The organism is Methylobacterium sp. Leaf99 (assembly GCF_001422375.1).
GTDB lineage: Bacteria > Pseudomonadota > Alphaproteobacteria > Rhizobiales > Beijerinckiaceae > Methylobacterium.
Window position 1 is genome coordinate 1,784,584 of the sequence record NZ_LMMU01000001.1, and the last position, 12,608, is coordinate 1,797,191.

The window sequence follows — 12,608 nt, forward strand, 5'->3', positions numbered from 1 at the left end:
ACTACAGCCAGCCCTGCAATTCGCGCCGGACCACGGTCTCGATCACCTTGAGGCCGAGTGCCCCGTCGTTGAGGCACGGGATGTAGGCGAAGCGCTCGCCGCCATTGTCCTCGAAATAGTGCCGGTTCTCGCCGTCGAGCTCTTCCAGGGTCTCGAGGCAGTCGGCCGAGAAGCCGGGCGCGACGATGGCCATGCGCTTCACGCCGCTTTTCGCCAGCTCCTGCACGGTCTCGTCCGTGTAGGGGCGCAGCCATTCCTCGTTGCCGAAGCGCGACTGGAAGGTGGTGCGCATCTTGTCCGTCGAGAAGCCGAGGGCCTCGCGCACGAGGCGGCCGGTCTTCACGCACTGGCAATGGTAGGGGTCGCCCTTGAGGAGGTAGCTCTTCGGCACCCCGTGGAACGAGGTCAGGATCACCTCGGGCTCGAAGTCGAGCTTGGCCAGGCCCTCGCGGATCGAGGTGGCGATGGCCTCGATGTAGACCGGATCGTCGTGATAGGGCGCCGAGACCCGCAACGTCGGCTGCCAGCGCATCTTCATCAGGGCCTTGAACGCCTGGTCGCAGGCCGTGGCCGAGGTGGCGGCGGCGTATTGCGGATAGAGCGGCACGAGGAGGATGCGGTCGCAGCCCTGGTCGAGGAGCGCCTGGATGCGCTTGTCCATCTCGGGCTTGCCGTAGCGCATGGCCCAATCGACCACGACTTGATCGCCCATGGCCGCCTGCAGGCCCTCGGCCTGGCCGCGGGTGATGGTCTTGAGCGGTCCCTCGTCGCGCTCGTTGTTCCACACGGAGGCGTAGTCGCGGCCCTTTGGCCCCGGGCGCTTCGTCAGGATGATGAGGTTGAGGAGCGGCCACCAGATCAGGCGCGGCACCTCGATGACCCGGCGATCCGACAGGAACTCCTTGAGGTAGCGGCGCATGGGCCAGTAGCTCGTGCCCTCGGGCGTACCGAGATTGGTCAGGAGCACGCCGATGCGGCCCCAGCGCACGGGCGGATGCTCGGCGGGGAGTGGGGCGGTGCTGGTCTGGAGCGGCATGCTGTCCTGCAGGGACGTCGGGGCGACGCGTTCGGTCATCGGGTTTCCGGGCTCGCCGGGCGGGCGGCAAAGTTGTGTCAGCGGGGATATCTATCTAGAGCAGGCGGCCTGCCAGCATCACCCGATGGATTAGGGCGCGACATGCCGTCTCCCCGGTACTTCTTCAACCACTTCATGCCGTTCACGGGCTATCCCTATACGGGTGCCCCGACCGCCTGCAATCTCTGCGGCTCGACGCGCAGCGTGACGGTGGCCGAGACCGACCGGCGGCTGAAGACCCTGCGCTCCATCGCCTGCGAGCAATGCGGCCTCATCCGCACGGACCCGATGCCGACCCCGGCGGAGCTGGCGGACTACTACGCCACCGCCTACCGGGCCGATTACCAGCTCGCCTTCGCCGGCGGCCCGCCGCGCAACCACCTCAACCGCTCGGCCCGCGAGGCGACGTTCCGCGCCGGCCTCCTGGCGCCGAAGCTCAAGGCCGGTGCCCGCGTCCTCGATTTCGGCTCGGGCTCGGGCGAGTTCCTGGCGGCCGTCCGCGCCAAGGGCTGCGAGGCCATCGGGGTCGAGCCGGGCAGGGACTACGCCGCCTATGCCCGCACGCAGCACGGCGTCGAGGTGCTGGACGACGCCGACGATGCGCGCTTCCCGGCCGGGCATTTCGACGTGATCACCACCCACCACGTCATGGAGCACCTGCGCGATCCGGCCGACGTGATGGCGCGCCTGTCGCGCTGGCTCAAGCCCGACGGCGTGCTCTACGCGGCGGTGCCGAACATGGCCGCCACGGGCAAGCCGCCGCACGAGCGCTTCCACTTCGCCCACGTCCACGGCTTCGTGCGCGAGACCTTCGACCTCACGGCGCGCCGGGCCGGCCTCGTGCCGCATCCGGACTACTGGCGCGAGGACACCACGGTGGTCTACGCCAAGACCGATGCGCCCATGGGTGCGCTCGCCGTGCCGGGCCTCGCCGAGCGCCTCGCCGTCGACCTCAAGCCGATGCCGGCGGGCGCCTACCTCGCGTCCGGCGCCTGGATCTGGCCGATGCTGCGCCGGAACGCCAAGGCCGTGCGCGACACCTTCGTGGCGCGCTGAGCTCCGTCGTCGTCGCGTCGCGGGAATTGGCCTAGAACGGGAACCCCAGCCGCCGAGACCTGTCCCATGCCGCGCCCCAACCGTCGCCAGACCTTCGGCCTCGGGCTCGGCGCCGGTCTCGCCGCCGGGATGGGCTCCGAGGCCCGGGCAGCAATCCCCGTCCCCGAACCGACCTTCACCCTGCTCCTCGTCAACGACCTCTACCGGATGTCGGAGAACGAGGGGCGCGGGGGCTTTGCCCGCCTCAACGCCATCGTGAAGGCCGAGCGGGCGCGCGGCGTGCCGCTCCTCTACGCCCATGCCGGCGACACCCTGTCGCCGTCCCTGATGTCGGGCTTCGACCAGGGCGCGCACATCGTCGAACTCCTCAACATCGCCCCGCCCGACGTGTTCGTGCCGGGCAACCACGAGTTCGATTTCGGTCCGGCGATCTTCGCCCGGCGCATGGGCGAGGCGAACTTTCCCGTGTTCGCCGCCAATCTTCGCGATGGCGCCGGGCGCCCCCTGCCGGGACTCCGCGACCGGACCCTGACGACCCTGGGCGGCATCCGAGTCGGTATCGTCGGCATCGCCCTCGCCAGCACGCCGGACAAGTCCCAGTCGGGCGACCTGCGCTTCGCCCCCGAACTCGAGACCCTGGCCCGGGAGGCGGAAAGCCTGCGCATGGAGGGCGCCGACCTCGTGGTGGGCGTCTGCCATACGGGCCGGGTGACGGACGAGGCCATCGTCGCCGGGCGCCTCGTCGACATCCTCCTGTCGGGGCACGACCACGACCTGGCGCTCCGCTACGACGGCCAGACCGTCATGGTCGAATCGAGCTTCGACGCCCATTTCGTCACCGCCATCGACGTCACCGTGACGGTCACTGGGTCGGGTAAGGCCCGGACGGTGACCTGGCGCCCGGGTTTTCGCGTGTATGATTCGGCCAGCGTCGTCCCGGACCCCGAGACCCTTGCGGTGGTCCGGCGCCTCGAAGGGGATTTGTCCCGCGAACTCGACGTTGCCCTCGGCGAGACGCGCCTGCCGCTGGACAGCCGCATCGCCGCCGTGCGCGTCCGCGAGGCGAGCTTCGGCAACCTCGTGGCCGATGCCCTGCGCGCCGGCACGGGGGCGGATCTCGCCATCACCAACGGCGGCGGCATCCGGGGCGACACCCTGTATCCGGCGGGCCACGTGCTGACGCGCCGCGACATCCTCCTGGAACTGCCCTTCGGCAACACCACGGTCCTCGTCGCGCTGACCGGCGCGCAGATCCGCGCCCTCCTGGAGACGGGGTTCTCGGAGTTCGGCCGACCGGCGGGGCGCTTCCCGCACGTCTCCGGCCTCGTCGTCACCGTCGATCCCGCCGCCCCGGTCGGCGCCCGCATCGTCGCCCTGAGCCATGACGGCGCGCCGCTCGACCCCGGGAAGACCTACACGGTGGCCTCGAACAACTTCCTCTACGACGGCGGCAACGGCTACGGCGAACTGGCCAGGGGCCGCACCCTCATCGGCCGCACCGACGGCACCCTCGTCGCCAACGCGGTCATGGCCTACATCCGGGCCAACGCGCCCCTCGCCATCCCGTCCGAGGGACGCATCCTGACGCCCTGAGGATGTTTTGCCGATGACAGGCCCCGTCGCCGACGCCCTCGCGCGGTTTCGCCGCTCGGGTTCGCCCTGGCTCGAACTGCCGTTCTTTTCCGGCGACGCGGCCGACACCGCCGCCATGCGGGTCGATGAGCGCATCGCCGAAGGCGTCACCGTTCTGCCGGCGCCGGAGAACATCTTCAACGCCCTGGCGCTGACGCCGCTCAATGCGGTCAAGGCGGTGATTCTGGGCCAGGACCCGTATCCGACGCCGGGCGACGCCAACGGCTTGGCCTTCTCCTATGTCGGCGCGCGGCGCCTGCCGGTCTCCCTCAAGGTGATTTTGGCCGAACTTCCGGAGGCGGCGGCCAAGCCGACGGGCGGTGACCTCACTCCCTGGGCGCGGCGCGGCGTGCTGCTGCTGAACTCCGCCCTCACGGTGGAGCAGGGCAAGTCCGGCGCGCACCTGCGCTACGGCTGGGCTTCGCTCACCGATCAGGCCGTGGAGGCCGTCTCGAAGCGGGCGGAGCCGGCGGTGTTCCTGCTGTGGGGTGCCCAGGCGCGGGCGCGCGCCGCCCTCATCGACACGGCGCGCCACGGCGTCATCGAATCCGGGCATCCCTCGCCGCTCAACCGCCAGCGCGACTTTCCGGGCTCGCAGCCCTTCGCGGCGGCCAATGCCTGGCTGGAAGCGCACGGGGTCGCGCCCATCGATTGGAGTCTGGGCTGAGGCGACGCGGCCCCTTGGAGGCGGGGGGCGGGCGGTCTATCTCCGTCGGGCACATAAGCGGAGCTTAAGAATCCGCCGCACTCCGAGGAAACGCCCCATGCTCGTACGCTCCGCCCTTGCCCTGAGCCTCGCGCTCGCCCTGCCGGCCGCCGCGCAGGCGCAGATCCGCAACGCGCCGCAGCCGCGGGCGCTGGAATTCGCCGCCTACATCTTCGCCGCCGCCAATGTCTGCGGCTACCGCATCGGCGCCGATCAGTTCGACGCGTTGCTCGAGAAGCAGGGGACGCGCGCCGCCGATGTCGGCCCGCGCGGGCCGTTCGGTGGGAGGGTCCAGACCATCTTCGCGCTGATGTCGAACCAGATGCAGCTCAACCGCGAGCAGGCGTGCCTCGCGGTAGCCGGCGAGTATGGCCCCGAGGGCAACATCACCAAGAACGTGCTGCTGCCGCCGCTGCCGGCGGGCGCACCGGGCGAAGCTCCCCCGGCCGAGACCGCGCCGAAGCCCGCCCAGTAGGATCGTTGTCCGGAGGCCCCTCGGGGCCTCCGGATCTTGGGCCTAGAACAGGCCTTCGATCTGGCCGTTGGCGTCGAGGTGGATGCCCTCCGAGGCCGGAACCTTGGGCAGGCCCGGCATGGTCATGATCTCACCGCAGATCACCACGACGAAGCCGGCCCCCGCCGAGAGACGCACGTCGCGCACGGAGATGACGTGGCCGTCGGGGGCGCCCATGAGGTTCGGGTCGGTGGAGAACGAGTACTGGGTCTTGGCCATGCAGACGGGCAGGTTGCCGTAGCCGTCCTTCTCGAACTGGGCGAGCTTGGTGGCGGCCTTCGATTCCACCTGGATGTCGGCGGCGCCGTACAGCTTCGTCGCGATGGTACGGACCTTGTCGGTGAGCTTGGTCTCGGTCTCGTACGCGAAGGCGAGGGGCTTCTGCTCGCCCTCGGCCAGCTTCACCACGGCCTGGGCTAGTTCCTCGGCGCCGGCGCCGCCATCCGCCCAATGCCTGCAGGTGATGGCCTCGACCTGGAGCCTGTCGCGGCACAGCTCCTTCAGCTTGGCGTGCTCGGCATCGGTGTCGGCGTAGAAGTGGTTGACGCCGATGACCACGGGCAGGCCGAAGCTCCGCACGTTGGCGACGTGGCGGGCGAGGTTGGCAAAACCCTTCTCCAGGGCTTCGAGGTTCTCGGAGCCGAGTTCCTTCTTCGAGACGCCGCCATGCATCTTGAGGGCGCGCACGGTGGCGACGATGACCACCGCGGACGGCTTCAGGCCGGCCTGCCGGCATTTGATGTCGATGAACTTTTCCGCGCCGAGGTCGGCGCCGAAGCCGGCTTCCGTCACCACGTAGTCGCCGAGCTTGAGACCGGCGCGGGTGGCGATGACCGAGTTGCAGCCATGGGCGATGTTGGCGAAAGGGCCGCCGTGGATGAGGGCGGGATTGCCCTCCAGCGTCTGGACGAGGTTCGGCTGCAGGGCGTCCTTGAGCAGCACCGTCATGGCGCCCGTCGCCTTCACGTCGGCGAGCGTCACCGGCTTGCGGTCGCGGGTCTCGGCGATGACGATGCGGCCGAGGCGGGCTTCGAGATCGTCGAGGTCGCGCGCCAGGCAGAACACCGCCATGACTTCCGACGCCACGGTGATGTCGAACCCGTCCTCCCTCGGAAAACCGTTGGCGACGCCGCCGAGCGACTGGGTGATGGAGCGCAGGGCCCGGTCGTTCATGTCGACCACGCGGCGCCAGTGGATGCGGCGCACGTCGATGTTGAGCTCGTTGGCCCAGTAGACGTGGTTGTCGATGAGGGCTGCGGCGAGGGAGTGCGCCGACGTGATGGCGTGGAAGTCGCCGGTGAAGTGGAGGTTGATCTGCTCCATCGGCACGACCTGGGCCTTGCCGCCGCCGGCAGCACCCCCCTTCATGCCGAAGCAGGGACCCAGCGACGGCTCGCGCAGGCACATCACGGTCTTCTTGCCGATGCGGTTGAGCGCGTCGCCGAGGCCCACCGTGGTGGTGGTCTTGCCCTCGCCGGCCGGGGTCGGGCTGATGGCCGTCACCAGCACGAGCTTGCCTTCGGGCTTGCTTTCCAGGCCCTTGATGAAGTCGTGGTCGATCTTGGCGATGTGCCGGCCGTAATGGTGGAGGGCGTCCTCCGGGATGCCGATCCGGGCGGCGACCTCGGTGATCGGCTTCAGGGTCGCCGCGCGGGCGATCTCGATGTCTGACGGCATGCCTTCGTCTCTCCCGATTTTTTCTTCGCGCCGAAGGGCGCGTGTTTGGCGTGTGCGGTCCCGGCGCCGTGAGGCGCACGCGGAACCGCATTGTGTTCGATCACACCAGTTTGATGGAAGGGGCAAGGAAAAGCGCTTGGGAAATTTTCAACGCGCGGACAAAATTTCGTTTGAAATCAGCCCGTCATATGGGGTCAACCCGTCATGGCCATCGCGGTGTAGCCGGCCTGGGTCAGGACTTCCGCGACCGTTGCCCCGTGCTCGCGGGTGGTGACGGCGACGCGGCCGTGATCGAGGTCCACCGCCACCCGGGCATCGGGGTCGAGGCGCAGGATCGCCCGGCGCACCGCCGTGGCGCAGCCGTCGCAGGTCATCCCGTCCACCTGCATCAGCAGGTCCGACTGCATCGGATTCATGGTCCTGGGACCTTTCGTCGTCGCGCGCCCCGGCGGCCATGTTGATCCGGCGCGGACGCGATGCAAGCGCGGAGGCGGAAAGCCCAGGTCACACAGGGCAAAAATCGTCGTGGGCCACGGGCGGCGCGTCTTGTGAGGACTCGGCGTCTCGGCGACAAAGAGCGCTCGGGCCGGTGCCGTCCCGCGGCGCCGGCCGCGAAATCGCAGATGCGTTCTGAGGTGAGATCATCCCGATGGCCCGGATCGTCGGCCGGCGCGGCGGCCCGTGGGTCCTCGGTCTCCTGGGACTCGGCGCCCTGGCGCCGCTGTCCGTCTACGCCCCCTTGAGCGGGGCTTTCGCACTGGCCACGGCCGGTGGTGCCGGCGCCCTCCTCGCCCATCGGCGGGCGAAGGCCCTGTCCGCCCGCTGCGAGAAGCTCTCGGGCGAGGTGGACGTGCTGTCCCAGCGCCTCCTGCGCCTCGAATCCGTGACCCGCCTCATCGCCGAGCAGCAGGTGCGGGCCAATGGGGCCGGTCCCGACGCGAAGGCCGGTGCCGACACGGCGGCCCTGGCGGCCGGCGTCGAGGAGGTCACCGCCGAGATCGGTCTCCTCAGCGGCATCGTGCGCGAACTCGCCGCCGTGGTCGCGGCGCAGGACGGAGAGATCGCCGGCCTGAAGCTGGTGCCCGTGCCCCCGGCGATCAAGCCGCCGCCCGTCGCCCCCGAGATCGTCGTGGTCCCCCGGCAGGCGCCCCCGCCGGCCGCGCCGTGGACACCCCGACCCCTCGATGTGGCCGCCCGCGAGGCCGCGTCGCGCGAGGCGGTCCGCGACGGCGCGATCCTGGCGGCCTTCGACGGGATCGGCCTCGAAGTCCATCTCCAGCCCGTGGTCTCCCTGCCGCAGCGCAAGGTCGTCTCCTACGAGGCCGTGGCGCGCCTGCGCGTCGCGGGACCGGGCGACCTCCCCTCCGGCGACCTCCTGGCGCCCGACGCGTTCCTGTCCATCCTCGAGCGCCACGGCCGGACCACCGATCTCGATCGGCGGATGCTCCAGCGCACGGCCACGGTGGCACGCCACCTGGCCGGGCGCGGCAGCCGGGCGGCCGTCGCCTACGGCCTGTCGCCGCTCTCCCTGTTCGAGCCCGGCTTCCTGCGGTCCCTGGGTCGCCTCGTGGCCGACGAGCCCGAACTCGCCGGCCGCCTCGTCGTGGCCCTGCCGCAGACGAGCTGGCGCAGCCTCGACGCCGAGCAGGCCGGGGCCCTGGCCGACCTGCGCGATGCCATCGGCTTCACCCTCGACCGGCCCGTGGACCTGCGCTTCGATCCGTCCGCCCTTGCCGACCGCGGCGTGGGTCAGGTCAAGGTGCCCGCCGACATGCTCCTGCGGCCCGGCACCCATCAGATCATGCCCGACCTCGCCATCGAGGATCTCGTCGCCGCCCTGGGCCGGGCCGGCATCCAGCTCGTCGCCGACCGCGTCGAGCGCGAGACCGACGTGCCGGACCTCATCGACCTCAACGTTCCCCGGGCGCAGGGGACGGTGTTCGCCCCCGCCCGCGCCGTGCGCGCCGAGGTGCTGGCCGCCCCGCCGCCCGCGCCCGAGCCGGCCCAGTCGGCGGGCGACGAGCCCGAGCCGCCGCCCCAGCGCCGCCCGTTCCGGGACTTTTTGCGGCGGGCCGGTTAGACGCGTCGCCCCTCGTCCGGCGTTGATTTCATGCGCCCCCGCGCCTAACCGAGCGACGCGCCACGCCCTCGACCCCCCACAGGCCCCCGCATGACCGAACCCGTGCCCACGATCCCAGGGCTCAGCGCCATCGCCGACCGCTTCGACGTGATCCTGTGCGATGTCTGGGGCGTGCTGCACGACGGCGTGCGCGCCCATACCGAAGCGGGCGAAGCCCTGATCCGATTCCGCGGCTTGCCGGGCGGGACGCGTCCGCGCCGGGTGGTGCTGGTCTCCAATGCGCCGCGCCCCTGGGGCGGCGTCCGGACGATCCTCGACGGATACGGCGTGCCGCGCGAGGCCTACGACGCCATCCTGACCTCGGGCGACCTCACCCGCAGCCTGCTGGCCGGGACGCCGGGGGCGCGCATCCACCATCTCGGGCCCGAGCGCGACGCCCCGATCTTCGACGGCCTCGACATCCGCCGCGTCGCGGCCGGGGAGGCGGACGCCGTCGTCTGCACCGGCTTGTTCGACGACACCCGGGAGACGGCCGAGGATTATCGCCCGGCCCTGGAGGAGTGGCGCGCCCGCGACGTGCCGATGATCTGCGCCAACCCCGACCTCGTGGTCGAGCGTGCCGGATTGCTGATTCCCTGCGCCGGCCTCATCGCCGAGGCCTATGCGACCCTCGGTGGCCGGGTGACCTATGCGGGCAAGCCGTACCGGCCGGTCTACGCGGCGGCCCTCGACATGGCCGGCGCCCTCGACGGTCTCGCCGCCCCGGACCCCGCCCGGGTGCTCGCCGTGGGCGACGCCCTGCGCACGGACATCGCCGGGGCGTCGGCGTTCGGACTCCCGAACCTCCTCGTGGCGCGCGGCATCCATGCCGAGGAACTGGGGGTCTCGACGGAAGGGGCCACCCTCGGCGACGTCGCCGAATGGCTCGGTCGGCAGTCCGTGCGGCCGGACGCCATCATCGAGCGTCTCGTCTGGTAGGCTTGGTTCAGGCGAACATCGCGTCGATGGCGTCCTGGGCCGTGGCGGGGCCGTTGATCTGCGGTCCGTTGAGGATCAGCAGCTCGCTGCGCACGCGGCGCTCGACCTCTTCCGGATCGATGCCGCCCTCGTCGCGGGCCTTCACGGCGGCGGCGAAGCGCGACAGGCGGCTCTCCAGCTGCCGCAGGGCATCCACCACCTTGCTGATCCGCTGGCCGGTGATGTCCTGGAAGGTGCAGGCCTCGAAGATGTCGTTCATCCGCGCTTCGACGGTGGCCCGGTAGTTCTTGTCGTCCGGCAGGCCGAGGATCTCCTCGGCCGCGTTCATGATCGAGTTGGTCGCCCCCGCCGTCGCCGCCACCACGCAGCCGAGTTCCTCGTGGGCCATGGGCAGACGGTCGCGCGTCAGCTCGTTGGCCCGCAGGGCGGCGATCTCGGTGCGGAGATGCGCGATGTAATCGGCGATCTCGACGAGTTCCCGGACCAGGGACGGTTTCTCCGGCGCGGTGTTCGCCTTGCGCGCCCTGTTTGCGAGTGCCATCGACTCCCGCCTCCCCTGTGCCGTTCGTTCCCGCGAAGTGTCGGCCCCGTCTGCGCCTCGGACGACCCCCGTTCCACCCGCTCCGGGATGGCGGGGGCCGTCCGCGCCGGCGCGACGCGGCCGGGCCGAAAGGCGAACCGATCCGACGGATCGGTGCCCGCATCAGGCGCCGCAGACCGCCTCGATCTTGCTCTTGAGCGTGGCGGCGTTGAACGGCTTGACGATGTAGTTGTTCACGCCGGCCTTCTTGGCGGCGATGACGTTCTCGGTCTTCGACTCGGCGGTGACCATGATGAACGGCGTGGTGCGCAGGGCCTCGTCGGCCCGCACGTGGCGCAGCAGCTCGTAGCCCGTCATCGGCTCCATGTTCCAGTCGGAGATCACGAGGCCGTACTTGCGGTTCTTGAGCCGGGCGAGGGCGGCGGTGCCGTCGGAGGCGTCGTCGACCTCCTCGAAGCCGAGCTGCTTCAGGAGGTTGCGGATGATACGGACCATCGTCTGATAATCATCGACGACGAGGATCGGCATGCCGAGATCGAGGGCCATGGGCGCGTGTGCTCCGTCAGGTCGAGGCCGATGCGCTCACGCCGCGGCGGCTCGGGATTGGGCCGGGGCCGATCGATGTTCGTGCCCCGTGATCGTGAAACTACGGCCCATCGACTTGCAAAGCGGTTAACTGCGGCGTCGTGTCGACATCCCGGAGCGAGGCGTGCCGGTGCGGGGCGTGGTCGTCGCTTGACCCCCCCGGCGGATTTCGACAGGTTCCGCCGCCGACGCGGGGCGTCGGACCCGCGTCCACCGAGCCACAGCACCGTCAGGACCAGATGCCGCCCGGCGACAGGACAGCCTTGCCGGACTCGATTCCCGCGCCGGGCCGGCGTTTCACGGTCTGTCGCGAGGACGAGCCCGTGCCGTCGGCCATCGCCGGCGCCATCGCGGCCATCGGCAACTTCGACGGCGTCCATTTCGGGCATCGCGCCCTCATCGCCGCCGTGCGCGAGACCGCCGCCGCGGCCGACCGGCCGGCCGTGGCCCTGACCTTCGAGCCGCATCCGCGGGCGTATTTCGCGCCGCATCTGCCGATGTTCCGCCTGTCCGACGCGGCGGCGAAGGAGCGGGTGTTCGCCCATCTCGGCCTCGACGGCCTCGTCGTCCGCCGCTTCGACGCGGTGCTGGCGGGGACCGGCGCCCGGGCCTTCGTCGAGACCCTGCTCGTGCGCGACCTCGGCCTCTCGGGCGTCGTCGTCGGCCACGATTTCCATTTCGGCCGGGAGCGCGAGGGCACGCCGGCCGTCCTGGCCGACCTGTGCGCGGGCGCGGGCCTGAGCTGCCGCATCATCCCGCCCGTTTCCCTGCCGCCCGTTTCCCAGGAGGATGCCATGGAGCCGGTCTCGTCGAGTGCGATCCGCACGGCCCTGGCCGAGGGCGACGTCGCCCGCGCCAATGCGCTACTCGGCTATCGCTGGTTCGTCTCGGGGAAGGTGCAGCACGGGGACAAGCGCGGACGCACCCTCGGCTACCCCACGGCCAACGTCGCGCTTCCCGCCTGCGGCCTCGCCCACGGGATCTACGCCGTGCGGGTCGCCCTGCCCGACGGCGGCCTCCGGGACGGGGTGGCGAGCTACGGCCGCCGGCCGACCTTCGACGACGGGGCGCCCCTCCTCGAGGTCAACCTGTTCGATTTCTCCGGCGATCTCTACGGCCAGGCCATCACAGTGGAATTCGTGGACCATATCCGCGGCGAGGAGCGATTCGCGTCCGCCGAAAGCCTCGTCGCCCGCATGGATATCGACGCGGCGCAGGCGCGCGCGATCCTCGCGGCCGATACGGTCCCGTCCATGCTGTAGGCTCTTGCATGCTGTAGGCTTTTGGTCCCGTCGGGGGGATCGGGTCACGCCTGTCCCTCCGGCGGTTCCAATGCCCCCTGCCGGTCACGGTTCATTAACCATCCCGGCGCATTCTTCCCTCACCCCGGACGCGGCTTCGCTCCACGGTCGGAGGGGACCACGAGGCCGGGACGGATGACGCCGGATGTACGCGCATCCGCTCCCGGCTCCCGTGGTCACCGCGCCAGGACGCGGCTCCCCGGGGACCCTCTCAGTTTCGCCGAAGTTCGGGCGCTCCCTCGAACGCACGGCTCGGGCTCCGTCCGGAGCCGCGACGTTCCGCTCACGAAGCAGGTGCCCCGATGGTCAAAACTCTGATGGTCGTCCTGACGGTCGTTGTTGTCCTCGCCCTCGCCGCCGCCGTGCGGGTGGTGCTCCTGCCGTTCCGGAGTGTCCGAAGCCTGGCACGCCGACGCCTCGCCGCCGCCTGAAATCCGCGCGGCCCCACCCGCGGGTGGGGCGA

The 12,608-nt window shown here is 70.7% G+C and carries 12 protein-coding genes; 7 read left to right on the forward strand and 5 right to left on the reverse strand.

Annotation, left to right across the window (positions count from 1 at the left end; translation table 11 throughout):
- Nucleotide 1 precedes the first annotated feature (1 nt).
- The gene (hemH, locus tag ASF28_RS08200; protein WP_056090016.1) at nt 2–1,075 is read right to left on the reverse strand and encodes a ferrochelatase; all 1,074 of its coding nucleotides are present in this window, start codon (nt 1,073–1,075) and stop codon (nt 2–4) included.
- A 102-nt stretch (nt 1,076–1,177) separates the two neighbouring features.
- On the opposite strand from hemH, the gene ASF28_RS08205 reads away from it, so the two are divergent.
- The 4 genes from ASF28_RS08205 to ASF28_RS08220 all read left to right on the forward strand — a co-directional run bounded on the left by ASF28_RS08205 (nt 1,178) and on the right by ASF28_RS08220 (nt 4,944).
- Entirely contained in the window at nt 1,178–2,131 is a 954-nt protein-coding gene (locus ASF28_RS08205) for a class I SAM-dependent methyltransferase (protein WP_056090019.1), read from the forward strand.
- A 66-nt stretch (nt 2,132–2,197) separates the two neighbouring features.
- Nucleotides 2,198–3,724 carry a bifunctional metallophosphatase/5'-nucleotidase gene (locus tag ASF28_RS08210; RefSeq protein ID WP_056090022.1) on the forward strand — a complete coding sequence of 509 codons (1,527 nt, stop codon included), beginning with the start codon at nt 2,198–2,200 and terminating at the stop codon, nt 3,722–3,724.
- A gap of 13 nt (nt 3,725–3,737) precedes the next feature.
- Complete coding sequence (locus ASF28_RS08215) at nt 3,738–4,430, forward strand: uracil-DNA glycosylase (RefSeq protein ID WP_056090024.1); 693 nt, start codon at nt 3,738–3,740, stop codon at nt 4,428–4,430.
- 97 nt (nt 4,431–4,527) lie between these two features.
- Nucleotides 4,528–4,944, forward strand: coding sequence for a hypothetical protein (locus tag ASF28_RS08220; RefSeq protein ID WP_056090027.1), 417 nt, complete (start codon nt 4,528–4,530; stop codon nt 4,942–4,944).
- A 42-nt stretch (nt 4,945–4,986) separates the two neighbouring features.
- Here ASF28_RS08220 and ASF28_RS08225 read toward each other — a convergent pair whose 3' ends face one another.
- Nucleotides 4,987–6,660, reverse strand: a complete 1,674-nt coding sequence (locus ASF28_RS08225) for a formate--tetrahydrofolate ligase (RefSeq protein WP_056090031.1) — start codon at nt 6,658–6,660, stop codon at nt 4,987–4,989.
- 194 nt (nt 6,661–6,854) lie between these two features.
- Nucleotides 6,855–7,076, reverse strand: a complete 222-nt coding sequence (locus tag ASF28_RS08230) for a heavy-metal-associated domain-containing protein (protein WP_056090033.1) — start codon at nt 7,074–7,076, stop codon at nt 6,855–6,857.
- A 233-nt stretch (nt 7,077–7,309) separates the two neighbouring features.
- On the opposite strand from ASF28_RS08230, the gene ASF28_RS08235 reads away from it, so the two are divergent.
- Together ASF28_RS08235 and ASF28_RS08240 are read left to right on the forward strand one after the other, a co-directional pair.
- Nucleotides 7,310–8,740: an EAL domain-containing protein gene (locus ASF28_RS08235; RefSeq protein WP_056090035.1), complete on the forward strand. Its 1,431-nt coding sequence runs from the start codon at nt 7,310–7,312 to the stop codon at nt 8,738–8,740.
- Nucleotides 8,741–8,830: 90 nt separating this feature from the next.
- Nucleotides 8,831–9,718 carry a TIGR01459 family HAD-type hydrolase gene (locus ASF28_RS08240; protein ID WP_056090038.1) on the forward strand — a complete coding sequence of 296 codons (888 nt, stop codon included), beginning with the start codon at nt 8,831–8,833 and terminating at the stop codon, nt 9,716–9,718.
- A gap of 7 nt (nt 9,719–9,725) precedes the next feature.
- Here the strand turns inward: ASF28_RS08240 and ASF28_RS08245 are convergent, their stop codons facing one another.
- Both ASF28_RS08245 and ASF28_RS08250 read right to left on the reverse strand, forming a co-directional pair.
- Nucleotides 9,726–10,259 (reverse strand): protein phosphatase CheZ, encoded by a 534-nt coding sequence (locus ASF28_RS08245; protein ID WP_056090042.1) that lies wholly within the window; start codon nt 10,257–10,259, stop codon nt 9,726–9,728.
- A gap of 162 nt (nt 10,260–10,421) precedes the next feature.
- Nucleotides 10,422–10,805: a response regulator gene (locus ASF28_RS08250; RefSeq protein ID WP_018046001.1), complete on the reverse strand. Its 384-nt coding sequence runs from the start codon at nt 10,803–10,805 to the stop codon at nt 10,422–10,424.
- A 278-nt stretch (nt 10,806–11,083) separates the two neighbouring features.
- Between ASF28_RS08250 and ASF28_RS08255 the strand changes: the two genes are divergently transcribed.
- Nucleotides 11,084–12,106, forward strand: coding sequence for a bifunctional riboflavin kinase/FAD synthetase (locus ASF28_RS08255; protein WP_056090045.1), 1,023 nt, complete (start codon nt 11,084–11,086; stop codon nt 12,104–12,106).
- Nucleotides 12,107–12,608 lie beyond the last annotated feature (502 nt).